General features: G+C 67.1%; 23 protein-coding genes. 9 read left to right on the forward strand and 14 right to left on the reverse strand.

What is annotated here, in order from left to right:
• Positions 1-263: 263 nt before the first annotated feature.
• Complete coding sequence (locus GE073_RS23360; RefSeq protein WP_194843466.1) at positions 264-3,515, reverse strand: choice-of-anchor I family protein; 3,252 nt, start codon at positions 3,513-3,515, stop codon at positions 264-266.
• A 161-nt stretch (positions 3,516-3,676) separates the two neighbouring features.
• On the opposite strand from GE073_RS23360, the gene GE073_RS23365 reads away from it, so the two are divergent.
• Both GE073_RS23365 and GE073_RS23370 read left to right on the forward strand, forming a co-directional pair.
• Positions 3,677-4,447 (forward strand): ABC transporter ATP-binding protein, encoded by a 771-nt coding sequence (locus GE073_RS23365; protein WP_153784494.1) that lies wholly within the window; start codon positions 3,677-3,679, stop codon positions 4,445-4,447.
• Between the two features lie 628 nt (positions 4,448-5,075).
• Complete coding sequence (locus GE073_RS23370; RefSeq protein WP_028598900.1) at positions 5,076-5,531, forward strand: hypothetical protein; 456 nt, start codon at positions 5,076-5,078, stop codon at positions 5,529-5,531.
• Between the two features lie 124 nt (positions 5,532-5,655).
• On the opposite strand, the gene yidC is transcribed toward GE073_RS23370, so the two are convergent.
• On the reverse strand, positions 5,656-6,507 hold the full coding sequence (gene yidC, locus GE073_RS23375; RefSeq protein WP_228551748.1) for a membrane protein insertase YidC: 852 nt from the start codon (positions 6,505-6,507) through the stop codon (positions 5,656-5,658).
• Positions 6,508-6,528: 21 nt separating this feature from the next.
• Complete coding sequence (locus GE073_RS23380) at positions 6,529-6,792, reverse strand: hypothetical protein (RefSeq protein ID WP_028598899.1); 264 nt, start codon at positions 6,790-6,792, stop codon at positions 6,529-6,531.
• A gap of 159 nt (positions 6,793-6,951) precedes the next feature.
• On the opposite strand from GE073_RS23380, the gene GE073_RS23385 reads away from it, so the two are divergent.
• Positions 6,952-7,803, forward strand: coding sequence for a phosphotransferase enzyme family protein (locus tag GE073_RS23385; RefSeq protein WP_153784495.1), 852 nt, complete (start codon positions 6,952-6,954; stop codon positions 7,801-7,803).
• Positions 7,804-7,882: 79 nt separating this feature from the next.
• Positions 7,883-8,071 (forward strand): hypothetical protein, encoded by a 189-nt coding sequence (locus GE073_RS23390; RefSeq protein WP_153784496.1) that lies wholly within the window; start codon positions 7,883-7,885, stop codon positions 8,069-8,071.
• A 71-nt stretch (positions 8,072-8,142) separates the two neighbouring features.
• On the opposite strand, the gene GE073_RS23395 is transcribed toward GE073_RS23390, so the two are convergent.
• The 7 genes from GE073_RS23395 to GE073_RS23425 all read right to left on the reverse strand — a co-directional run bounded on the left by GE073_RS23395 (position 8,143) and on the right by GE073_RS23425 (position 15,472).
• Entirely contained in the window at positions 8,143-8,565 is a 423-nt protein-coding gene (locus tag GE073_RS23395; protein ID WP_028598896.1) for an OsmC family protein, read from the reverse strand.
• A gap of 44 nt (positions 8,566-8,609) precedes the next feature.
• Positions 8,610-9,359, reverse strand: coding sequence for an amino acid ABC transporter ATP-binding protein (locus GE073_RS23400; protein WP_153784497.1), 750 nt, complete (start codon positions 9,357-9,359; stop codon positions 8,610-8,612).
• 25 nt (positions 9,360-9,384) lie between these two features.
• Positions 9,385-10,029, reverse strand: coding sequence for an amino acid ABC transporter permease (locus tag GE073_RS23405; RefSeq protein ID WP_028598894.1), 645 nt, complete (start codon positions 10,027-10,029; stop codon positions 9,385-9,387).
• Positions 10,030-10,070: 41 nt separating this feature from the next.
• The gene (locus tag GE073_RS23410) at positions 10,071-10,943 is read right to left on the reverse strand and encodes a transporter substrate-binding domain-containing protein (protein WP_153784498.1); all 873 of its coding nucleotides are present in this window, start codon (positions 10,941-10,943) and stop codon (positions 10,071-10,073) included.
• A 141-nt stretch (positions 10,944-11,084) separates the two neighbouring features.
• The gene (locus tag GE073_RS23415) at positions 11,085-11,708 is read right to left on the reverse strand and encodes a TetR/AcrR family transcriptional regulator (protein WP_228551750.1); all 624 of its coding nucleotides are present in this window, start codon (positions 11,706-11,708) and stop codon (positions 11,085-11,087) included.
• A gap of 180 nt (positions 11,709-11,888) precedes the next feature.
• Complete coding sequence (locus GE073_RS23420; protein ID WP_153784499.1) at positions 11,889-13,751, reverse strand: ABC transporter ATP-binding protein; 1,863 nt, start codon at positions 13,749-13,751, stop codon at positions 11,889-11,891.
• The gene (locus GE073_RS23425) at positions 13,748-15,472 is read right to left on the reverse strand and encodes an ABC transporter ATP-binding protein (RefSeq protein WP_194843512.1); all 1,725 of its coding nucleotides are present in this window, start codon (positions 15,470-15,472) and stop codon (positions 13,748-13,750) included. The genes GE073_RS23420 and GE073_RS23425 overlap by 4 nt, the downstream gene beginning before the upstream one ends.
• 258 nt (positions 15,473-15,730) lie before the next feature.
• Here GE073_RS23425 and GE073_RS23430 point away from each other — a divergent pair, with 258 nt between their 5' ends.
• From GE073_RS23430 to GE073_RS23440, 3 genes are all read left to right on the forward strand, one after another.
• The gene (locus tag GE073_RS23430) at positions 15,731-16,228 is read left to right on the forward strand and encodes a CcdC protein domain-containing protein (protein WP_194843467.1); all 498 of its coding nucleotides are present in this window, start codon (positions 15,731-15,733) and stop codon (positions 16,226-16,228) included.
• A 188-nt stretch (positions 16,229-16,416) separates the two neighbouring features.
• Positions 16,417-16,899, forward strand: coding sequence for a GAF domain-containing protein (locus GE073_RS23435; protein WP_028598888.1), 483 nt, complete (start codon positions 16,417-16,419; stop codon positions 16,897-16,899).
• A 76-nt stretch (positions 16,900-16,975) separates the two neighbouring features.
• Positions 16,976-17,797 carry a DUF817 domain-containing protein gene (locus tag GE073_RS23440; RefSeq protein ID WP_194843468.1) on the forward strand — a complete coding sequence of 274 codons (822 nt, stop codon included), beginning with the start codon at positions 16,976-16,978 and terminating at the stop codon, positions 17,795-17,797.
• Between the two features lie 102 nt (positions 17,798-17,899).
• Here the strand turns inward: GE073_RS23440 and GE073_RS23445 are convergent, their stop codons facing one another.
• From GE073_RS23445 to GE073_RS23460, 4 genes are all read right to left on the reverse strand, one after another.
• Positions 17,900-18,418 carry a DinB family protein gene (locus GE073_RS23445; RefSeq protein WP_153784502.1) on the reverse strand — a complete coding sequence of 173 codons (519 nt, stop codon included), beginning with the start codon at positions 18,416-18,418 and terminating at the stop codon, positions 17,900-17,902.
• Positions 18,419-18,503: 85 nt separating this feature from the next.
• Positions 18,504-19,190 carry a queuosine precursor transporter gene (locus GE073_RS23450; RefSeq protein ID WP_028598886.1) on the reverse strand — a complete coding sequence of 229 codons (687 nt, stop codon included), beginning with the start codon at positions 19,188-19,190 and terminating at the stop codon, positions 18,504-18,506.
• 196 nt (positions 19,191-19,386) lie between these two features.
• Complete coding sequence (locus GE073_RS23455) at positions 19,387-21,024, reverse strand: exosporium glycoprotein BclB-related protein (protein WP_228551752.1); 1,638 nt, start codon at positions 21,022-21,024, stop codon at positions 19,387-19,389.
• Between the two features lie 170 nt (positions 21,025-21,194).
• Complete coding sequence (locus tag GE073_RS23460) at positions 21,195-21,773, reverse strand: class I SAM-dependent methyltransferase (protein ID WP_028598885.1); 579 nt, start codon at positions 21,771-21,773, stop codon at positions 21,195-21,197.
• A 183-nt stretch (positions 21,774-21,956) separates the two neighbouring features.
• On the opposite strand from GE073_RS23460, the gene GE073_RS23465 reads away from it, so the two are divergent.
• On the forward strand, positions 21,957-23,156 hold the full coding sequence (locus GE073_RS23465; protein WP_180968354.1) for a glycosyltransferase family 2 protein: 1,200 nt from the start codon (positions 21,957-21,959) through the stop codon (positions 23,154-23,156).
• A gap of 108 nt (positions 23,157-23,264) precedes the next feature.
• Positions 23,265-23,738, forward strand: coding sequence for an Lrp/AsnC family transcriptional regulator (locus tag GE073_RS23470; RefSeq protein WP_043111307.1), 474 nt, complete (start codon positions 23,265-23,267; stop codon positions 23,736-23,738).
• Positions 23,739-23,766 lie beyond the last annotated feature (28 nt).

The raw sequence follows: 23,766 nt of genomic DNA on the forward strand, positions 1-23,766 counted from the left end.
ATGTTCCCTGTCGATCGCCTCGACAAAGAACATCCTTTTCACATGCCCGGGTTCGCTTTCCGACATATTGGCCGATCCGTTTTCAAGCCATCGTTTCTGCAACCCGATTATTTCCGGCTCCAGCCGGCTTCGAGCTCTCTACGACAGCTGCAACCCGATTTCTTCCGGTTCCAGCCGGCTTCGAGCGCTCCGCGACAGCTGCAACCCGATTTTTTCCGGCTGCAGCCGGCTCATGCCGTACAGCCGGATAAACCCAGTAACCTCTAGAGGAAGGAAGCCTGCACGAACATCGAGAGCATCGCCGCCGCTTCGCCGCGCGTGGCGGACGCTTGCGGCGCGAAGCGCGCCTGGCCGTCCGCGCCCGGACGCCCGCTCACGATGCCGGCCCCGGCCAAGACGTCCACCGCCTCGCGTGCAAACGGCGAGATGGAGGCCGCATCCGCGAAGGCGCTCGCTCCGACGGACGGCAGCTCCCAGCCGGCGCTGCCCGCGAAGCGCGCGAGCATCACGGCCAGCTGCTCGCGCGTCACCGGCGCGAGCGGCTCGAAGCGTCCGCCGCCGGTGCCGCCCGCGATGCCTTCGGCCGCCGCCCAAGCGACTGCCGGCGCATAATAGGCGCCGCTCGGCACGTCTGCGAAGCCGCTGCCGCCGGCTGCCGCTCCAGCGCCGCCGTCCGCTCCCGCCAGGCGGCTCAGCATGACCGCGAGATCGGCGCGGGTCAGCGTCCGCTGCGGCGAGAAAACGCCGGCTGCCGTGCCTTGCACGATGCCGCGGGCCGTCAGGAACGCGGCCGGGGCTTCCATGTACTTGCCGGCGGTATCGCCATAGGCCGCAGCTTCAAATGCGATCCGGTACGAGCCCGAGCCGCTGCCGGCCAGGATCAGCCGGCCATCCCGATACGAGCTGCGGATAATCGGCCGGCCCGCCGCATCGAGCGCCACGATCGCTTCCGGCCGCTTCGCTTCCACGGTCGACGGCGCGTAAGGCAGGCTCAGCCGCACCGCTGCGGCGTCCGCTCCGCGCAGCTCCTTGCCGGCGGCGATGACCGTCACGCTCACCGCGCCGCTGCCGCCCTTCGCCTCCAGCGACCATGCGCCGCCTCCGGCGGCACGCACCGCCGCGGCGAACGCCTCGCCGCTCCACTCGGCGGAAGCCAGTCCCGCCGCGCTCAGCGTCACGCGCTCCAAGCCTGCCGCCGCCAGCTTCGCGGCCGCCTCGGCCGTCAGCCGCAGTCCGGCCGCGTCCGCCGAGCCGGCTGCCGCGCGCAGCTCCAGCTCGCGCCGGGCCGCTCCGGCCGTGCTCAGCTGCTCCAGCGCCTGCTCCAGACCGGCCGCGCCGAATTCGGCGAAGCCGTCCGTGCCTGCCGCCTGCTCCAGCACGCCGCTCGCGACGCCGCCGATCACGCTCACCTGCACAGCCGCAGGAGATGGCGTCGGGCTTGGCGAGACGCTCGGGCTCGACGTCGGCACGACGCCGCCCCCGCCACCACCCGGCGTCGGCGTCGGCGTAGGCGTTGCGCTTGGCGTCGGAGTCGGCGAGACGCTCGGCTCTGCCGCCGCCTTCACCGTCACGCTCAGCTCGGCGACGCCGTAGCCGTCGGCGCTGACGACGCGGATGACCGCGCTGCCAGCCTGGAGCGGCTTCACCTTGCCGGCCGCATCGACCGAGGCGATATCCGGCCGGCTGGACGAATAGGTCAGCGCAGTAACCGTCGGGGCTCCCGCTCCGGGCACCGCTTTCGCCTCCAGCTGCACCGCCGCCTCGCCAGCCGTCAAGGCCAGCTCCTGCCTGGCCAGCTCTACGCGCGTCGTCTCCAGCTGCAGAAGGGCGACCGTGCCGCTCACTTCATGGGCGACGAGCAGCAGCGGCTGTCCCGTCGGGCTGTCCGCCGCGGCAATGAACTCGAGCCCCTCTGGCGCGGAATCGGTGTTCATCGCGTTTTCGCCCCCGCTTTCGCTGAAGTCCCGCGTATTGACGTAGCTGACGAACCGGGCATCCGCCGGAGAAGTCACGTCATACGCCATGACGCCGCCGATGCGCTCGAGGCCGGTAAAGGCAAGCGTGCGCTCGCCGACATGGCCGATCCGCACGTCCTCGGGCTCCGGTCCTTTTTTCGTGCTTCGGGAATCGAACTTCTTATTCGTGTTGGAGGCGTTGAAATAGTCCGGCAGCCGCGAGGCGGTAATCGCCTCGAACGCGTTGCCGCTGTCGTACACCTGCTTCAGCTCCGCCGCGTCCCAGATCGAGAACGACCGGCCGCCGTACAGATAGATGGCGTCCGTGCCCCAGTCGCTCATCGCCTCGACGTCGTCATACGCCTTGGTTGCTCCGAAAAACGCCGCCGCGGCCGAGCCCGGCGCCAGCTTGTCCTTGAGCGACTTCACCTTGGAGGCGTTCGTCATGCCCGGCCATTCCGTGGCGTCGCCTTCGTTGGCCGTGACCAGATACATGCGGCCGCCCGCCTCGTACGAAGCGATGCCGTCCGGCATGTAGACGCCGTAGGCGTCGGCCGTCACCGGCTTGTACTGCTTGTCCTTGCCGTCGAGGTCGAGCGCGTTCTCGGGCAGCCTCAGATCCTTAAGACCAAGGCCGCGCACCGCCGTAAAGCGTCCCGCTTCGATGTCGAGCTCGGCGACGGCGTTGTTTTCCTGCAGCGAGACATACGCGGTCTTTCCGTCCTTCGACAGCGCGATGTACTCCGGCTCCAGATCGGTCGCCGCTTTGGACTTCGGTCCTTTGCCGACGATCTGGCCGCTGCCGTCGACAGCCCCGCGGATATGGACGCGGTCGTCGATGACGCTCGCGTCGCCGAAGCCGATCTGCCGCGACGTGCCCGTGCTGCGATCGACGATCGTGACGCTGCCCTCCGGATCGGGCGTGCCGGCGCCGCCGCGCGGCTCGCCCTCATCGGCGGTCAGCACGTACCGGCCATCCGGCGTCGACTTCACCATGTCCGGCTGCTTGCCTGCCGGATACGCCTTCACCAGATTGCCCTCGTAATCGAGCTCCAGCACCCGGCCCGCGTCGTTCGCGCCTGCCGCCTGCACGGCGACGAACACGCGCTTCGCCGCCACGTTGATGTCGACGCTCGTCAGGTCGCCGAAGGCGAAGCCGGTCTCGGCCTCAGCCAGCTGCTTGACGTCGAGCTTGCGCTGAAGCTGCATCGTGCCCGCCTTCAGCTCGACAATGTCGAGGCTCGGCGGAGTGGCGGAGCCGTTCACGACGTAGAACCGTCCGTTGTCGCGGTTGTACTTCACGATCTCGGCCACGCCGCCGTCCTCGCTCGCCATGCCGACGCGGTACTCGCCGATCTTGGTCATGGCGAAGGCATCGGCGTACACCTGCTGAGACACCGTCTCGGACGCCGTCGCCGAAACGGCCGCGACCGCCGCCTGCTCCTCCGTCGCCGCAGCGGCCGTTCCCAGGCCCGCTGCCGGCACCAGTCCGGCCGCCGCGGTCGTCAGGCTCAGTCCGAGTCCTGCCGCGCGCATCCAGTTCCGCTTCTTCCTGTTCATCTTGTTTGTCCCCCTCGTCAGCTTGGCTGTCCTGCTAGCGAGCATATCAAGGCGATGTAAAGGCCTCGTCAGCGAATTTTAAAGATTTTGTATAGGTCCGCTGCAGGAAAATCCTTTAGAATAGAACGATATACAGGTCAATTGAATCGGGAGGGATCATCATGATCGAGCTGAAGCATGTGACGTGGAAAAGAGAGAATCGGACGCTGCTCGACGATGTCAGCTGGCGCGTGCGGCCCGGCGAGCACTGGGCGCTGCTCGGCCTGAACGGCTCCGGCAAGACGACGCTGCTGAACATCGTCTGCGGCTACATCTGGCCGACGTCGGGCGAGGTGTCCGTGCTCGGGCGCAAGTACGGCGAGGTCGACCTGCGCGAGCTGCGCAAGTCGATTGGATGGGTGAGCAATTCTTTGCAGGACAAGCTGTACAAGACCGACCGCGCCCAATACGTCGTCCTGAGCGGCATCCATGCGACGATCGGGCTGTACGACGATGTATCCGAGGGGGACGAGACGCGAGCCCGGGAGCATATGAAGGCGCTCGGATGCTCCCATCTATGGGACCGGGAGTACGGCACCTGCTCGCAGGGCGAAAAGCAGAAGCTGCTCGTCGCGCGCGCCCTCATGGCTTCGCCGCGGGTGCTCATCCTCGACGAGCCGTGCAACGGGCTCGACCTGTTCTCGCGCGAGCGGCTGCTCGAAAGCATCTCCGAGCTGGCCCGCCGGCCCGATGCACCGACCCTCATCTACGTCACGCATCATACCGAGGAGATCGTGCCGGAGCTCGGCCATGCGCTGCTGCTGCGCCGGGGGCAGATTTTCCGCAGCGGGCCGGTGGCCGACGTGCTCGACTCGCCGACGCTGACGGAGTTTTTCGAGGCCCCGGTCGCCGCGGAGACGCATGGCGGGAGAGTGTACGTGCGGGCTCTTTGAGGTCGGGCGCAGGCTCGAAGAGTTCAAGGCACTCTCGACTCCCTCGTCGGGCCAACACGTCAGATTTCCGCTATCCAAGGCACTCCCGACTCCCTCGTCGGGCCGGCGCGCCGGAGTTCCGCTATCCAGGGCACTCTCGACTCCCTCGTCGAGCCGATGCGCCGGCTTTTCGCTATCCAGGGCACCCTCGGCTCCCTCGTCGGGCCGACGCGCCGGCTTTCCACTATCCAAGGCACTCTCCACTCCCTCCTCAAGCCGGCGCGCCGGAGTCCCGCTATCCAAGGCACTCCCGACTCCCTCGTCGAGCCGGTGCGCCGGTTTTCTGCTAGCCAAGGCACCCTCGGCTCCCTCGTCGGGCCGACGCGCCGGAGTTCCGCTATCCAAGGCACTCCCGACTCCCTCGTCGGGCCGATGCGCCGGGGTTCCCCGTGCCGCTCATGAAACCTGCCTCGCCCGGGAAGGCTATGCCAGGAGAGCCGCTTTCTCCCGGCACCGCCAGTCATTCGGACAGGCGCAGCCTCAATTGTCACGGAATGTCCTTTGCCCCGGCAGCCGCCGTTCTCTACAATGGAGGAAAGGGCCGCCTTCCGCGGCTGCCCGACTTTCGCGTACAAGGAGCTGTCGCCCGATGAACACCTCGCTGGATCGCCGTCCGGCCGTCCGTTCGATGAAGCTGCTCGCGCTGCTCGCCCTGCTCTCCACGCTGCTGCTCGGCGGCTGCAATTTCACCTCTCCCGTGACCGACGGCTGGAAGTCCCGCGTCGCCAGCGAAGGTCTCGATATCATGCCCGGCAAGGCCAACTGGAAAAAGCTCACCTACCGCGTCACGCTCGAAAATGTCAGCGGCTCGGCGCAGGACGTCGAATGGGTCGAGCCCGTCCTCAAGAGCAACCTGCTGCTGAACGATCCCGACCGCTCGCTGCGCAAGACGATCGGCCAAACCGTCGAGGACGGAGGTCGCCTTGAAGTGCAGGACGAGATCGAGTTCGACTCCAAGAACGTCAATCTCGGAAGCTCGCAGAACGTGGAGTACATGCGGGTGAAGCTCAAGGGAAAGGACGAGCCGATCGAGGTCAACGTGTAGCTTTCGGCCCCAGGCCGCGCCAAAAAGCCTTTCCAGCCGCCGTTGGCGGTCGGAAAGGCTCTTTTTCATGTCGCCAGCGGCGGTCGGATGGCTTTTTTCGTATCGCGGCCGGCGCCCTGCGGCGTCAGCGCGCCCCTTTGGCGGCGGCGCCGCGCGCGCGTCCGGCGGGAGCCGCAGGCTCCTCGCCCTCGGCCAGATGCCGGTACAGCCGCTGCCCCAGCAGCGTCTGCACGATGAGGATCAGGCCGCCCGCCGTCCAGTAGAGCGGCAACGCCGCGGGAGCGGTGAACGAGAACAGTCCCATCATGACCGGCGACAGGTAGACCATCCAGGCCATCTGCTTCTGCATGTCGGTCTGCTCCATGCCCCGCTGCGACAGCTTCGCCTGCACGAAGTAGACGGCCGCCGCGAGCAGCGGCAGGACGAGGTCCGGCTGGCCGAGCTGGAACCAGAGGAAGCTGTGGCTCGACAGCTCCGGACTCATGCGGATCGCATAGTAGAGCCCCGTCAGGATCGGCAGCTGGATGAGCAGCGGCAGGCAGCCGATCGCAAGCGGGTTGTAGCCGTGCTTGCTGTACAGCTCCATCATTTCCTTCTGCTGCTTCTGCATCGACTCCGGCGTCTTGTCCCCGCCTGCATGGCGCGCCTTGAGCGCCTCGAGCTCCGGCTGCATGCGCTTCATCTTGCCCTTCATCACCTGTTGGCCGCGGTACTGGCGCAGCATGAGCGGCATGAGCGCGAGCCGCACGAGCAGCGTCACGAGGATGAGCGCGATGCCGTAATTATCGTGCAGCCCCCCTGCCAGAACGCGCAGCAGCCAGCTCAGCGGAAAGACGACGTAGTGGTTGAACAGCCCTGGCGTGTCGGCATCAATGGAGCCGTGCGCGCCGCAGCCGGCGAGCAGCAGCAGGGCGATTGCGGCCAGCGCGCCCTTGGCGAATGCTCCGAGCCTCGGCTTCGGAATCATGGCAAACATAGTGATCCTCCCTTGTGTTGTCTAAGCGACAGCGACAAGGGACAGGCAGGCGGAGGCGTCGTCATCGGGCGATTCCTTGCGCTTCCTCAGCCGGATCAGCCTGTGGCTGATCGGACGGCTGGCGGCAGCGGGCCGGATCACGCTAGGAGCGCCGAGCACGGCCGCCGCAGGCAGCAGGGAAGCGCTGCGCGATCCGGAATGCAGCCACGCCATGTAATAATACGCGGCCGAGCAGGCCAAGCCGATCGACCAGATCCAAGACAGCAGCTCATGCATGTCCAGCATGATCTCACCTCCTCCGCTTCATCTGAACTCAGCGTACCACAGCGCGCCAGCCCGCGCCAGCCGCATGCGATGCGCGGCCCCGGCAGGATTTTTGGCACCGCTTGCAGAATGAGGAAAGGAATGCGTGAGGCACAATCGAGAACGGAGTGAGCCGACATCATGGAACATGCTCCAGGTCCAGTCGCGGCCCAAGGCCGTACCGCTCAGATATGCAGCTATGGCCCCGACCAGATTCTGAAATGGTTCAAGGAAAACATCCCCCGTCTCGCCGCCGAGCAAGAGATGACGGCAGCCCGCTTCGCCGCCTCGGCCGGACTGCCCGTGCCGAGGGCCCTTTTCCTGTCGGAGTGGCAAGGCCGGCCGGCGATCGCCTTCCAGCGGATCGAGGGCCGGTCGATGCTCGCCGCCCTGTTCCGCCAGCCCTGGCGCATCGCCTCCAGCGGAGCCGCGCTGGCCCGGCTGCATGTCGACATCCACACCAAGGGCGCCGGCCCGGACTCCGGCCTGCCCAGCCAGATCGACTGGCTGAGCCGGCGCATCCAGGCCGCGCCATTGCTCGCCGAGCCGGAAAAGGCGGCCGCCATAGCGGCTCTCCATAGGCTCCCGGCCGGCCGCCAGCTGCTGCACGGCGATTTCCATCCCGGCAACGTGCTGCTGGGCAAAGGCGGCAAGCTGTGGGTCATCGACTGGATGACGGCCGTCTACGGCCATCCGGCCGCCGACGCGGCCCGCACCGTGCTGCTGCTGCGGACGGCGGCGCTGCCGGCGGAGCTGTCCCGTCTCTCGGGCTTCCTTTTTGAAGCGGTCCGCTCGCTGCTGCTGCGCCAATACCGCCGCTCCTACTTGCGGCTCAGCGGTCTGGAGGCCGCGGAGCTGGAGGCGTGGATGCTGCCGCTGGCCGCCGCCCGGCTCTGCGAGGAGCTGCCGCCGGAGGAGAAGCTGCTGCTGCACAAGCTCGTCCAGCGCGAGCTGCGGCGGCTCGGTCCGCGGCAGCCCGCCCCCGCCTCCTGATTAGCCCCTGCCAAAAAGGAAACAATGAAAACGAGCCCTTCGCCGGAAGGCGAACGAAGCGAACGTGGAGGGAACGAGCATGTCGACCTGGACTCTGCGCTATGCCGGTGGCGAGAAGGAACCGCAGGAGCTGGTGTTCCGCCGCCAATCGGAGCTGAACGCCTACCTGCGCTCGCTGACGGTGAGCGAGCTGCTGCGCATCCGCGTCTATGACGCCGATGAGCGCCATATGTGCGGCAAGACGTACATCTATACGTATCTGCATTGAGCGGATGCGCCAATCGAAAAAGGGGCAGCCCCTCCGCTGGATGCGGTGGAGGCTGCCCCTTTATCGTTCGTTCATGGCCGCGTCTGCGGCTCTCCGTTCAGCACGAGCCGATAGTCGATCTCGGCCTTGAGCGAGTCGGAGACGGCGCAATACTTCTTGCTGCCGAGCTCGATCGCCTTCCAGATCCGGTAGTCCGGGATCCGGCCGTCGACGTGGAACGTGAGCGCGATATGCGTGAAGCCGCTCGGCGTCTCCGTCTTGCGCGTCCCGTCGGCCACGATGTCGAGCCGGTCGATCTGATCCAGGAAGTGGTCGAGGATCATCGTCACGTCGATGCCGATGCAGCCGGCCAGGCCGGCCAGCAGCAGCTCCATCGGCGTCGCTCCCTTGCCCTCGCCGCCGTAGGCGGGCGTGGCGTCCATGCCGATCGCATAGCCGGAATCCCCCTCGGAGGTAAACGCGCGTTTTCCCTGCCAGGTTGTCGTTACGATCACGTCGATCCGCCTTCTTTCGCTAAATTAGGTCGTGCCTCGCGCCATCAGCGCTCTTCTTGCAGCTGCCGGATGAACCGCTGCGCCCGCTCGCTGCGCGGCGCCGCGAAGAAGTCTGCCGGGGCGGCCTCCTCCACGATGCGGCCGCCGTCCAGGAAGACGACGCGGCTCGCCGCCTCGCGCGCGAACTTCATCTCATGCGTGACGACGACCATCGTCATGCCCTCGCGCGCCAGCTCCCGCATGACGGCGAGCACCTCGCCGACAAGCTCCGGATCGAGCGCCGACGTCGGCTCGTCGAAAAGCAGGACGGACGGCTCCGTCGCCAGCGCCCGCGCGATCGCCACGCGCTGCTGCTGGCCGCCCGACAGCCGCGACGGATAGGCGTCGCGCTTGTCCGACAGGCCGACCCGCGCGAGCAGCCGCTCGCCGATCCGGTCGGCCTCCGCAGCCGCCATGCCGCGCACGACGCGCAGCGCCTCCGTGACGTTGCCGAGCGCCGTCTTGTGCGGATACAGGTTGAACTGCTGGAACACCATGCCGGTCCGCTGCCGGATGCTGCGGAACCGCGCCTCCCGCTCGCGCGGCTTCATTCCGGCATCGACGGCCACGCCCGCCACCTCCACGGAGCCGGAGCTCATCGTCTCCAGCCCGTTCAGGCAGCGCAGCAGCGTGCTCTTGCCGGAGCCGCTCGGGCCGAGCAGCACGACGATCTCTCCTTCTTCCACCTTCAGTCCGACTCCGTCCAGCACGCGCTGCGACCCGAACTGCTTCACCAGCTCCCGCGCCTCGATCATGTCGATCCCTTCCTCCGCTGTCTCTTCAGTACGCCCGCGCCAGCCGGCGCTCCATCGCATGCAGCAGCGTCGTGAACGCCGTGCTCATAACCCAGTACATGACGGCGATGCCGATGTAGAACGGCATGTTCACGTAATACTGGGCGATCAGCAGCTGCGCCGAGCGCAGCAGCTCGGTCACCGTGATGACCGAGACGAGCGACGTCTCCTTCAGCATGCCGACAAAAGTGTTGCCCATCGGCGGCAGCGCGATGCGCGCCGCCTGCGGAAGGATGATGCGCCGCATCGCCTGCCACGTCGTCATGCCGGACGCGTAGGCCGCCTCGAGCTGGCCTTTAGGCACCGCCTGGATCGCCCCGCGGAACGTCTCCGAGAGGAACGCGCCGACGTTGATGCTGAGCGCGATGACGGCCGCCGTGATCGGCCCGAGCGTGATGCCGTAGTCGACCAGGCCGTAGTAGACGATGACGATCTGCACGAGCGCCGGCGTCCCCCGGATGACCGAGACGTAGCCGCGGGCGAGCGCCCGCAGCGGCCACGGCCCCCGCAGCCGCATGAGGGCGACGGCGAGGCCGATCAAGAGGCCGAAGAACATCGACAGCAGCGTGATGAGCAGCGTATAATACGCGCCCCGGAGCAGGAAGCCGGCGTTGTCGAACACCAGATCCATATGGCTTCAGTCTCCCCTCGCGAGCCGGCTGCCGCCGTCCGTCATTCCGCCGGCGGCTCCTCGCCGAACCATTTGACGAAGATCGTCTTGTACGTCCCGTCTTCCTTGATGCCCGTCAGCGCCTCGTCGATCGCCGCGAGCAGGTCGGGGTTGTCCTTGCGCAGCGCGACGCCGGCGCGGTCGGACTTGATCGGCTCGCCGACCGCCTTGATCTGGAAGCCGTTCTTCTCCACGACCGGCTTCAGCGCGTACAGGTTGTTGATCGTCGCGTCGATGCGGCCGGCGTTCAGATCCTGCAGCGTCGTGATGACGTCGTCGTACGTCTTGATCTCGAAGTCGCCGACTTCCGGCAGCACGGTCGTGCGCAGGTATGTCTCGTCGTTCGTGCCGAGGCCGACGCCGATCTTATGGCCCTTGAAGTCCGCCAGCTTCGTAATCGCATCGTTCTTCTCCTGCACGATGACCTTCACCTGATTCGTGATGTACGGCTGCGAGAAGTCGATCGCCTTCTTGCGCTCGTCGGTGATCGTCACCTGGCTGATGATGACGTCGATCTTTTTGGCCTGCAGGCTCGGGATAAGACCCGAGAACTCCTGCGGCGCGAACTCCGCCTGCACGCCGAGGCGCTTCGCGATTTCCTTGGCGATGTCGGCGTCGAAGCCGTCGATCTCCTTGTTGTCGTTCAGGAAATTATACGGCGCGTACGTGCCCATCAGGCCGACCTTGAGCACGCCGGCTTTCTTGATGTCGGCGAGCTGGCCGCCCTCTGCGGCCGGCTGCTCCGCGCCTGGGCTCGCGGACGGAGCCGGCGATGCCGCCGGGGCATTGCCGTTCGCGCCTCCGCATGCCGCCAGCAAGGCGGTCGTCGAGATGAGGGCGATCAGCCCGAGCTGCTTGGTCCATTTGTTCATCATTCACACACTCCCATAGTCAGGTAAGATTGGATACCCTTTTCTCTATAAGCTTTCCGACAGCGCCGGAATCATGCGCCCGCCCGCCGGACGGCCCGCGCTCTCCGCTCGGCCAGCCGCAGCGCGAGCGCGCCTGCCAGACGGCTAGGCGCCCCCCGGCAAGCCGTAAAACTCGAATCTCGCGGTCTCGGCGGCGAGCTGCTCGGCCGTGCGGCCGGCGACGCCGCTGCCGGGCAGGCGCGGCGACAGCAGCCAGCGCCCGATCAGCCCCTCGACGAGGCTCATCAGCATCGCCGCCCGCAGCGCCGCGTCGATGTCTCCCGGCAGCATGCCGAGCTCCACCGCCCGCTCGATGTTGGCGACGAACGCCTGCTCCAGCGACAGCCTCGACTCCGCGATCGCCGCCGACACCGTCTCGCTGCCCTGCAGCCCGCCGAGCAGCAGCTCCATCCACTCGCGGTTGCCTTCCGCGAACCGGTACAGATCCGCGAACAGCTGCTCCGACGCCCGCACCATGTCCGGCACCGTGCCGCCGCTGCGGCGGTAGCCTTGCGCGATCACCTCGGTCAGCTGGCGGCGCCCTTCGGCGACGATCTCCAGCGCGACCGCTTCCTTGCTTTTGAAATGCCAGTAAAACGTGCCCTGCGCGACGCCCGCATCGGCGACGATGTCGGAAATCTTGGCCGCATGGTAGCCATGCCGGGCGAACCGCTGCAGCGCGCAATCCATCAGCTGCCGGCGCCGCTCCGTTTCCACGCTGGTGGACATCCTGCTCCCGCCTCCCGATTGACTCGTCAGTCAGTTGATAGTTAAATCCTATCGACTAAGTGGGTTATTGTCAAGCGCAACAAAAAAAAGACGCGACTGAGTTTCCTCAATCGCGTCTCGCGAAAGGCCGCATGACCGGCGGACAAACGGGCCTTGCCGCGCGGCAGGCTTGCCCGCGCCTCACCCGGTCTCCTCGCCATGCCATAGCTGGCGGAAGCTCTCGCTCGTGCGCAGCAGCTCCTCGGCGCTGCCCTCGGCCTCAATGCGGCCGCCGTGCAGCACGATGATATGGTCGGCATGGGCAAGCGCCGCCTTGCGGTGGGAGACGACGAGGCAGGCCGCGTCTCCGCGCTGCCGGAACAGCCGCTCCCAGAGCCGGCGCTCCGTCTCGACGTCGAGCGCGCTCGACAGGTCGTCGAACACGTACAGCTGGGCGTCGCGCACGAGCATGCGGGCCGCGGCCGTGCGCTGCGCCTGTCCGCCGGACAGCTTGACGCCGCGCGGGCCGACCATCGTGTCGAGCCCCTGCTCCAGCCCGCCGATGTCCTCCTCCATGACGGCGGCATGGAGCGCTCCCTCCACGCTGCCGGGCCGCTCGGGCTGGCCGAGCAGGATGTTGTTGCGCAGCCGGTCGCTGTACAGGCGCGGAATCTGCGCCGTATACGCGCTCTGCGGCGGCACGAAGAAATCGGCCGGCCGCTCGACGAGCTCGCCGTTCCAGCGGATCTCGCCCGCCTCGGCCGGCAGCAGCCCGAGCAGCGTCCGCACGAGCGTCGTCTTGCCGCTGCCGATCATGCCGGTCACAACGGTGAACGAGCCGGCCCGCAGCGTCAGGTCGATGCCTTCGATGCCGCGTCCCGTCTCCGGGAACCGGTACGTCAGGCCGCGCGCCTCCAGCATCTGCAGCGGCGGGGCTGCGACCGGCGGCGGGAAGCCGTCGTCGACCGGCGATTCGGCCGGCTGTCCGGCATCCGCCGGACTCGCCGCACCCGCTGGAGCGGCCTGCGTGGCTCGCGCCTCCTCCGACTGTCCGCCGCGCCGCGGCTTGCGGCGGCCGAGTCCGATGTACGCGGGCTTCGTGAGCAGCTGCGCCGGCGCGCCCTGCAGCATCGACTTGATGCGGCCGAAGCTGACGGCCATCTGCTTGTAGTAGGTCATGAAGTTGCCGACGTTGCCGATAAGCTGCGTCACGAACGTCAAGTAGTAGACGAACAGCGCCAGGTCGCCGACCGTAAACCCGCCGGCGCGCATCTTGTAGCCGGCGAGCAGCAGGATGAGGCCAGTGCCCAGGTTGACGGAGTTGGCGAAGACGGAGGACAGCGCCTCGGTCATCAGCTTGTCCTTGACCATCGTCTCGCGGCGCTTCTCGCTCAGCTGCACGAACCGTCCGACGACGCGCTTCTCGGCGCCGGCGACCTGGATCGCCTGCACGTTGGAGAACATCTCGCTGATCGCTCCGGTCACCTTGGCCGTCGCCTCGCGGCTGGCGGCGCGATACTTCTGGATGCGCGCCGTGCCGATCTGGGCAGCCGTGACGACGAGGATGAGGGGCACGAAGACGAGCACCGTCATCTGCGCGTCGATGGACAGCAGGATCCAGCTCGCGACGACGACGAAGCCGACGAGGCCGAGCATGTCGACCGACCAGCTGAACGCTTCCTCGGTATGGTCGACGTCGTCGCGGAAGTTGCTGATCGCTTCGCCCGGGGATACGGGGATCGCCCTCGCCCCCGGCTCCTTGAGCACATGGGCGAGCATGTTGCGGCGCAGCAGCATGCTGACCCGGTAGCGGACGTTGACGTCGGTCAGGAAGCCGACGTAGATGAGCGCGATGCGCCCGAGCGCGGCGGCGACGAGCAGCGCGGCGATCGCGGCGATGCCGTAAGGGAAGTCGTAGCTGCCCTCCAGATCGTCGAAGAACGCCTTGGTCAGCAGGCCCGGCACGAGCGGCGCCATATGGATGAGCGACCAGGCGATCAGGTTGAGCGCATACAGGCCCGGCCGATAACGAATGATGGAGATGAAAAATTGTCTGGTCTTCATGCGAGCACCTCCTCCATGCCGACCGCGAGCATCCGGCTGAACCGCGAGTCGGGGTCGGATGCCAGCTGCTCGCGGCCGCCGCTCTCCAGCACCCGCCCGTGCTCCAGGATGAGGATGCGGTCGGCGCGCTGCACGGTCGCGAGCCGGTGCGCGATGATGATGCAGGTCTTCTCCTGCAGCAGGCGCGTGATCGCCTGCTCGATGCGCGTCTCGGTCAGCGGATCGAGCCGCGAGCTCGCCTCGTCGAGGATGACGAGCCCCGGATCGGTCAGGAACACGCGGGCGAACGCGAGCAGCTGCGCCTCGCCGGCCGACAGGCTGCCGCCGCCGGAGGCGAGCACGGTGTCGAGGCCGTCCGGCAGCGAGTCGTGCCAGGCGCCCAGCCCGAGCTCATGCAGCACCTCGGCAATGCGGGCGTCGGGGATCGAGTCGTCGAACAGCGTCAGGTTGTCGCGCACGCTGCCCTCGAGGATCTCGATGTTCTGCGTGACGAGCGCGACCTTGCGCCGCAGCTCGTGCAGCTTGAGCTCGCGCAGGTCGACGCCGCCGAGCCGGATGCCGCCGGCCTGCGGATCATAGAAGCGCAGCAGCAGCCGCGCGAGCGTCGTCTTGCCGCTGCCGGTGCGGCCGAGCAGGCCGAGCGTCTGGCCGGGCTCGAGCTTCAGCTGCAGGCGGTGCAGCGTATTGCGCCCGCCCTCCTCGTAGGCGAATTCCATGTCATGGAATTCGACGGACAGCGGTCCGGCAGGCAGCTCCGCGCCGGGACCGTCCTGGATCTTGGGCTGCGTCGCCAGCAGCTCGCGCACGCGCAGCAGGCTGGCGTCGGCCTTTTGCAGATCCTCCAGCTGGGTGCGGATCTTCTCGATCGGCTTGGCGAGCTGCTCGGTATAGTAGAAGACGAGGTAGATGGAGCCGATCGTGAGCGCTCCCTGCCCGCCCTCCCACAGCCAGGCGCAGACGAGGAACGCGGCGGCGTTGCCGAGCGCGAAGACGAGGATCGTCGTGCTCCACATCATGCAGAAGCCGAAGAACGCCCGCACCCGCACGGGCAGCATGCGGCGCGTCAGCTCGTAGAAGCGGTTCATGACGTAGCCGGCCGCGCCGTTGGCGCGCGTGTCCTCGGTGCCTTCCAGATTCTCGCCGATGAAGCCGTAGAACTCCGCGTTCATCTCGCGCCAGCGCTTCCAGACCGGCACGGCGAAGCGGCGGATCCACTGGATAACGTACACCGCGCCGATGACGAAGGCGGTCATGACGAGCCCGATCCAGACGTTCTCGCGGAACAGCAGCGCCAGGATGCCGACCATCAGCACGAGATTGCCGGCGAGGTGGATGATGAAGCTCGAGAAGAAGTTCGCCAGCGCGTTCACGTCGCCGTCCACCCGCTCGATCAGCGAGCCCGACGTCTGCGTCTTGTGGAAGCCCATGTCGAGCGCCAGGCAATGCTCGGCAAGCTCCGCGCGCAGCCGGTTCGTCGTCGACCAGCCGAGATTCTCGCTGAAGTAGGCCGCGGCCACCGACACGCCCTGCTGCACGAGGGAGAACAGGATGAAAAAGCCGGCGGCCCAATAAAGCGCCGTCAGTTCTCCGTCTCCCTGAGCGGTGTCGATGAAATAGCGGATGATCTGCGGATTGACCAGCTGCAGTCCGATCGACAGCAGCAGCAGCGCGGCCAGCCAGCCGAGCAGCCGCTTCTGCGGCAGCACGTAGCGGCCCAGCATCTCGCGGTAGACGCTCCAGCCGCCGATTTTCCGCTCCTCTTTCTGTTCCCCTTTCACACGAACACTTCCTTCCATTCCGTAACTCTACTGCAGCCGCTCAGGGGCCGTCAATGCCTAAATTGGCCTAAACGAAACTGGCGGGGACGGGGGGCTTCGGGACCTCGATCGCAAGGCGCATCGTTTAGTTGTAAATAAATGGTCCGCCCCGTACACTTAAGGGCAGCACGGCCATTCTCATCCCGAAAGGATGCTGCATCCATGCAAGCTCTCGGCACGTACGGCTTCATCGCTCTTATCCTGCTCTTCGTCTACTGGCGCCGAGCCCGCTCCGGCTCGAGACCGCGCCGCATCCGGGCCGGCGGCTGGCTGATGTTCCTGCCGCTCGCCTTCCTCGCGCTCGGCTTCGCCGCCAGCCTCGGCTCCCTGTCCGCCGGCGGCGGAAACCCGCCGTTTCCTCCCCTGTGGGAGGAGCTCTGCGCCGCGGCGATCGGCGTCGCGATCGGCTGGATCATGCTCGCGCACACCGCCTACGAGCGAGGAGCGGACGGGGAAATCTACTCCAAGCCCAACCCGAACTTCAAGTATGTCATTCTCGCCGTCATCGTCCTGAGGATCGCCCTCTCCTCGTTCCTCCAGGGAATCGAGCCGGACCGCTTCCTCCTGCTGACGATGACGCTGGCGCTCTGCTACATCGCGGTATGGCGGATCGGCAGCTTCATCAAGTACCGCTCCGTCCGCAGCGTGCAGGGAGCCTGAGCGGCGCGCCGCCACGCCCGCAGCCTCCGGCCGGCTCTATTCCCCCGACTGGAGCGGATATGGTATCGTGGAGGGACGAACGGCCCGCTCCTGCACGCGGCAGCCGGGCTCGATCCGGCTGCCGCGCCCGTTCCGCGGCCGAGCCGACCGGGCCATTCATTTTGATACGAAAAGGAAGGGATTCCCCCATGTTCCATACGACGGCCTACGAAGGCACGCGCGAGCAGCAGTACGAGACAGTCCTCCGCCAGCTGCAGGCGCTCATCGAAGACGAGCCGAGCCTCATCGCCAATCTGGCCAACGCCTCCGCGCTGCTCGGCCAGTTCCTGACCGAGATCAACTGGGTCGGCTTCTACCTGCTCGACGAGCAGGGCCTGGTGCTCGGTCCGTTCCAGGGGCTGCCGGCCTGCGTCCGCATCCCCGTCGGCCGCGGCGTCTGCGGGACGGCCGCCGAGCGCAAGGAGACAGTCGTCGTGCCGGACGTGCACGCGTTCCCCGGCCATATCGCCTGCGACGCCGCCTCACGCTCGGAAATCGTCGTGCCGCTGCTCGCGCAGGACGGCCGGCTGCTCGGCGTGCTCGACATCGACAGCCCGGTCACGGACCGCTTCGACGAGACCGACCGCGTCCAGCTGGAGCGCTTCGCCGCCCTGCTGACGGCCGGGCGCTGATCGGCCCTGTCCTCAGCTTTTCTTCGCGCTCGCTCGTTCACTTGGATATCGGATATCCATGAAGGAGCGTGCGACAATGGAAGAAACGCTGTCCGGCCCGAGGCGGCCGCTGCGGCTGAAGGCGGCGATGCTGCTCGATTTCGGGCGGAAGCAAGCGCTCAGCTGCGCGTTTCCCGTGCTCATCTTCGCCTCGCTCGGCTTCACGAAGCTCGTCGACGTGCCGGGCATCGCCCGCTACGACCTGCTGCTCCTGCTCTGCCTGGCGATCCAGGCGGCCATGCTGCTGCTGCGGCTGGAGACGGCGCGCGAGCTGCAGGTCGTACTGCTGTTCCATCTCATCGGCCTGATGCTGGAGCTGTTCAAGGTGCGGATGGGCTCCTGGAGCTACCCCGGCGAGGGGTGGAGCAAGATCGGCGGCGTGCCGCTGTACAGCGGCTTCATGTATGCCAGCGTCGCCAGCTACATGTGTCAGGCGTGGCGCAGGCTGGAGCTGAGCTTCCGCGGCTGGCCCGACCTGCGGCTGTCGACGGGGCTGGCGCTGCTCGCCTATGCGAACTTCTTCACGCATCACTGGCTGCCGGATCTGCGGTGGTGGCTGACGGCAGCGATCTTCGCGGCGTTCTGGCGCGCGAGCGTATCCTACACGGCCGGCGGGCAAAGGCTGAAGATGCCGGTGCTGGCCAGCTTCGCCCTCATCGCCTTGTTCATCTGGCTCGCCGAAAACGTCTCGACGTTCCTCGGCGCATGGGCGTATCCCGATCAGCGGCTCGGCTGGAGCCTCGTCCACTGGGGCAAGCTGAGCAGCTGGTTCCTGCTCGTCATCCTCAGCCTGCTGCTGGTGTACGCGCTGAAGCGGCGCTTCCCCCCTGCTTCGTCGAGCCGGCCGGAGCGGTCGTGACGGCGCGCTCGAAGAGGTTCTCCTCCGAACAAAAAGGACGAAAGCGGCGCCGAAGCCGCTTTCGTCCTTTTTTTCATGCTGGGCGTCCCTGGGGCGCATGTGCTAGGCGATGCCGTAGCGCTCCGTCAGGATATGGAGATGATGCCGCTCATGCCCGGCGATGACGCAGGCGAGCAGCAGCGCGCTGTGCGGCAGCCCGTTGGCCGTGCCGGAGCGCTCCCAGTCGCCCGGAGCCAGCCCGCGCAGCAGCGACAGCGTCGCCTCGCGCACGGCCGCATAGTCGGCGAGCGCTTGCGGCAGCGTCCAGCCCTCGAACGGACCGGCGTCGACGTACTCCTCCTCGGCAAAGCCCGGCAGCGGCGTCCGGTCGCCGCGGGCGATCGCCAGCAGCCGGTAGCTCAAGATGCGCTCGGTATCGGCCAGATGGCCGATCACCTGGCGCACGCTCCATTTCTCGGGGGCGTAGCGATGGCTCGCCTGCTCCTCGCTGAGCGCGCCGAGCCGCTCCAGCGCGCGTTCCTTCTGCTCGGCCAGGATCGCGATCAGGTCGCCTTCCGGCACGCGGGAGAGATAGGGAACTTCATGAGCCGGCACGACGGCCGGATCGGGTCTTTTGTCCATGAAAAAACCGCCCTTCGAAAAGAAAGTTCCCTTTCCTTTCGCCGGACGGCTCAAGAACTCCTGCCGCCCGCATGGCGCTAGGCGCTCATTCGTCCTTGAAGCGGAACGAGCGGGCGATGTACAGCACCGGCGTGGAGGCGATGGAGATGACAAACTTGAGCACGTAGGTGGTCAAGAAGATCTGGATCCAGATGTCCCACGGATATTCCGGATGAAAGGCGAATGCGATCGTGCAGAACACGAGCGAGTCGACGAACTGGCTCAGGATCGTGCTGCCGTTGATGCGGATCCAGAACTGGCTGCGGCCGCCGAAGCGGCGCTTCAGCGCCGAGAACACCCGTACGTCCAGGAACTGGCTGATCAGATACGCGCTGAGCGAAGCGAGCGCCAGCCGAGGCATCAGGCCGAAGATGATGCTCAGCGGCTCGTGGGCAAAGTCGCCCTCGGCCGGATCGAACGCCAGCACCATCTGCATGAGCACGGTCGTGGCGAGCAGCGTGAAGAAGCCGAACCAGACCGCCTTGCGCGCCTCCGCGCCGCCGTAGCGCTCGTTGATGAGGTCCGTCGTCATGTAGAGCGAGGCGTAGATCGTGTTGCCGAGCGTCATGACGATGCCGAACATCTGGATCGTCTCGGTCACCTGGATGTTGGCGATCACGGTCGCGAAGCCGATCCAGGCGTACAGGCCCATTTTGCCGAACAGCCGGAAGCAGGCCAGGAACAGCACGAAGTTGACCAGGACGAAAAAGACGCCCCAATAGAAGTTGAACATGATTCCTCCCTAGTTTTGGTTACGCGGGATGGTCTCGAACCGCGTCCGGCAGCTGTAGTCGCGGGCGGCGGCTGTTTCCATGCCGCGATTCGCCTTGCGCCTGCCGAAAAAACCTGGTCTATCATAGCACAGCCGGAGCGCGTCAAAAAGAGGGAGGCTGAAATTGCCCCCCTCTCTCTTTGCGTTTCGACGCGCTTTACGAGATGGACAGTCCGGCGCTCGCATATCCCGCCACCGTATTGACCAGGTTAAGGCCGGTCGCCGTCGCGCTGAAGACGAGCAGCAGCCTCTGCTGCGTCGTGACCGGGATGGCCAGGCCGGTGGCGATGCCGTTCGAGATCGTGCCCAGCGCCAGCACGCCGGTCAGCGCAGGGGCGAGCGTCACCACGGTCCCTGCAATCGGAGTGAAGGTGTTGTCCGGCGTCGAGGAGCTGTACAGCGTCGCCGTAATGCTGATCGTCGTGCCGACGAGGCTGAGGGCGGCTGTCGTGCTGAAATACGCCGAGAGCGCCGTGATCGTGCCGTCGCGCGGAACGGAAAAGGCGAAGTTGAGCAGCGTTCCCGCCGCGCCCGTCAAGTCGATCGTATTGCCGACGACGCTCACGCCCGTGGCGGAGCTGCCGAAGCCGACAAGCGTAGTCGTCCCGACGAGTCCTCCCGCGATCGTGGTCAGCTCCGCAGGCAGGCCGGATGCGAAAGGAAGGATCGCCCCGGCTCCGGCCGCTCCGGTCACTCCGGTCGCCCCGGTCGCACCTAGCGCTCCCACAGCTCCTGTCGCTCCCGTCGCGCCTGTTGCCCCCGTCGCCCCGGTCGCTCCGGTGTCGCCCGTCGCCCCGGTCGCTCCGGTGTCGCCGGTCGTGCCGGTCGCTCCGGTCACGCCGGTCGCCCCTAGCGCTCCCACAGCTCCGGTCGCTCCCGTCGGCCCGGTCGCTCCCGTCGGTCCGGTTACTCCGGTGACACCCGTCGCCCCCGTCGCTCCAGTGTCGCCCGTCGCCCCGGTCGCTCCAGTGTCGCCCGTCGCCCCCGTCGCTCCGGTGTCGCCGGTCGCCCCTAGCGCTCCCGCAGCTCCTGTCGCTCCCGTCGGCCCGGTCGCTCCGGTCACCGACAGTCCCGCCTCTCCCGTCGCGCCTGTTGCGCCCGTCGGCCCGGTCGCTCCTATCGCTCCGGCCGCTCCCGTCGTCCCCGTCGCGCCGGCCGCCCCCGGCGCACCCGCCGGTCCCGGCGCCCCAGCCGGTCCCGCCGGGCCGACCGAGCCCGCCGGCCCCTGAGCGCCGGGCGCTCCTGCCGGCCCGGGTAAGCCCGTCGATCCTGGCGGCCCTGGCGGTCCCGGCGGTCCGGGAGGTCCCGGCGGTCCGCTGCCCCCGCCGGTCGGAATCGACGACGCTTCAAGGGCGGCAAGCCTCAGCCGCGCGACCCAGCCGTCCTTGACCGCGTTCGACACGCAGCTGAGCAGCACGACCGCGAGCAGCTCTCCGAGCAGCTGCTGCACGGCCGCAATGACGGGATCCGTCCAGCTCCCCGCGCGCTCCGCCGTTCCGATCGCCAGCTCCACGGCAGCGAGCAGACGCGCCTTTTCCCGTCTCGGCATCGCCAGATCGACCGCCAGCTGATGCAGCTGCCTGAGCTCTGCCGTCAGCCGTCCGGCCGGCGGCGATGACGCCGGAGACGCCAGCGCGGCATCGATTCCTTCCAGGATCTCCTCCATCCGGTCTGCCTGTTCCGGTCGGAACGGCACGATGCAAGTGGCGCCCGTCTTTTTCGAAACCTTGCAGTCGGACCCTTTATGCGGCCTGCGGGCGCCGATCGGCAAGCGCCCCTTGTTTCCATCCTCCATCTCCCCGCTCCCCTCCCCTTCGTTCTGCTCATAGGTATGCGTTTGCCGGCATCTGAATACTCGTGACTTGCAGCCGCCTGTCCCCTCGGAAAAGGAAAACGTCCGCGCCCTCTGCCGAAGCAGGGAGCGCGGACGCGGGCGAATCGAGCGAATGGCGGGCGGCGAGCCCGCTAAATAAGGCTCTTGATCGCCATCATCGCGTCGATCGGAGGATGCTCCGCTCCGAACGCTTCGACGAAGGCGATGTTGGAGCGGTCGTGGAAGCCTTCCATAAGCAGGATGTCGTAGCCGAGAGCCTCGAGCTCCTCCGGCTCCCAGCCGCTGCGATGGGTCTGGTGCTGCTCGCCGTTCAGGCCGTAGTGGTCGATGCTCGCCTGCGGGAAGAAGCCGCGCGGCGTGAACAGGATGACCCGCTCGCGGGCGATCGACTCCGCCTGCCGGATCAGCTCGTAGCCGTCCTTCTTGTCCAGATGCTCCAGCACGTCGACCATCGTCACCGCCGTGAACGAACGGGGCACGAACAGGCGGCCGATCTCGAGCGCGTCGGCATGGATCGGGATGACGAGCGGCGAATGGGCGGCCACATGCGCCAGGTAGGGCCGATGCACGTCGAGCGCGACGATTTTGCGCGCGTCCATCGCGCCCAGCAGGACGCCCGGTCCGCAGCCGACGTCAAGCAGCGTGTCCGCGCCCGCGATCATGCCGTTCAAAAACCCGAGAAAGTCCTTGCTTGCCGTTCGTTGAATCATGTTGGCTCCTCCTTCGGCCGGTCCGGCTCGTCTAGTCCATCCTATGCCGGGCAAAGTCTCCCGATGCGGCAAACGCCTCCGCTCGCGGCAAATCAGGCGCATGCCGCCGGGCAGGCGGCCAGCCCCGTCCCCGGCCGGCCCCATAGACTGGTAGGACTAGAAGCAGGAAAGGAGGCGGAGCCGATGGGCATGCGGGCGAGCATCATCCTGCCCTGCCGCGACAAGCATCCGCTCGTGCTGCTGACGCTGTTCGCGCTGGAGCGCCAGACCGTGCCGCCAGACTGCTACGAGGTCATTCTCGTGGACGACGCCTCGTCGGATGCGACGCCGGGCATCCCCGCCGCATGGAGCTTTCCTTACCGGCTGCGCCTGCTCCGCTCGGAAGCCGGCCTCGGCCGGCCCGCCGCGCGCAACGCGGGCATCCGCATCGCCGAGGGGGAGGTGCTGATCTTTCTCGACGCCGAGGTGCTCGTCGGACCAGGCTTCGTCGAGTCCCATCTGCGCCTGCACGAGCAGGACGGACAGCTGCTCGCCTCCGGCGTGCTGACAATGAAAGGCGCCTATACGCATCTGCATCCCGGATTCTCGGCCGAGCAGGTGCAGCAGGCGTATAGCCTGATTTTTCCCCGCCCCCGCCATCATGCCGCCTGGGAGGCGTTCATGGGCGGCGGCGGACCGCAGCTGCTGCTCGGGCGGGAGGACATCCACGCCGAGGCGTACGTGGAGCTGTCGTTCGCCAAGCCGATGGAGGCCGTGTTCGAGGCCGAGATCCTGCAGCGCTTCGGCGACCGTCTGACGGGCTTCCATCTGCCCTGGCTGATCAGCCATACCGGCAATCTGTCCGTGCGGCGAGCGGCGTTCGAGCGCTGCGGGCTGTTCGAGGAGTACGAGGGCTACGGCTGGGACGATCTGGAGCTGGGCTACCGTCTGTTCCGCCAAGGCTACCGCTTCGCGCATATCCGCGAGCCCGCCGTCTACCACCAGGAGCATCCCGTAGCGCCCTCCGTCGGCCGGGAGGCGCAGGAGAACTTCTTCCGCTTCCAGCAGAAATACCGGGACATCAGCCTGCTCGTCCTGCTGCTCCTGTATCTTCCGGTGCCGATGAGCTTCTACCAGGCGCATCTCGTGCTCGACGAGGTCTACCGGCTCGACGCCGAAAGCGCCGGCATCTACCTGCCGCTGCTCGGCACGATGCGCTCCATGCTGGAGGCGGCCGGCTACCTGCTGCGCCACGGCCAGCAGCCGGCCCATCTGGCTGCCCATGCGGGCTGCCCGCCCGGCAGCGCGGAGCGGGCGCATTTCGAGGCGCAGCGCGCCGCCATCGCCGCCTCCGGCCGCTGGCCGACGCTCGTCGAGGCGCTCGCCCGGCTGACGTCGCTGTAGCGCCTGCATCGGGCATTGCAACGATGCCGGATTCAAGCTATCATTTAGGGGATACTGCCAGGCTCTTCCATGCCGATGATGACCGCCTGCCCAAAGGAGACGATCGCCATGTCATCCCCGCCCGAGCGGCCTCGCTACCCGATCCCGGCGACGCGGCTCGACGAGATCGACCGCCGCATCTTGGAGCTGCTGCGCGCCAACTCGCGCATGTCCTATACCGATATCAGCAAGGAAGTCGGCATCTCGCGCGTCGGCGTCCAGGCCCGCGTGAACGCGCTGTCCGAGTCCGGCGTCATCGAGCGCTTTACGCTCACGCTGCGCCCGGACAAGATCGGCCTCGGCGCGAGCGCGTTTTTCCTCGTCGAGGTGGAGCCGCCCCGACTGCATGAAGCGGCGGAGCGGCTGGCCGCCGAGCCGCAGGTGACGGAGGTGTGCCGGCTGACCGGACCGAGCGCCCTGCATGTGCGGGCGCTGTTCGCCGACCTGGACGAAATGGACGTCTTCCTGCAGGACAGGCTGTACCCGATCGCGGGCGTCGTCCGCGTCGACAGCCAGCTGCTCTCCAAGCGGTACAAATATTGAACCGAAAGAAGCCCCGAACTCCGGCACA

Source organism: Paenibacillus sp. B01, assembly GCF_009649995.1.
GTDB lineage: Bacteria > Bacillota > Bacilli > Paenibacillales > Paenibacillaceae > Paenibacillus_O > Paenibacillus_O pasadenensis.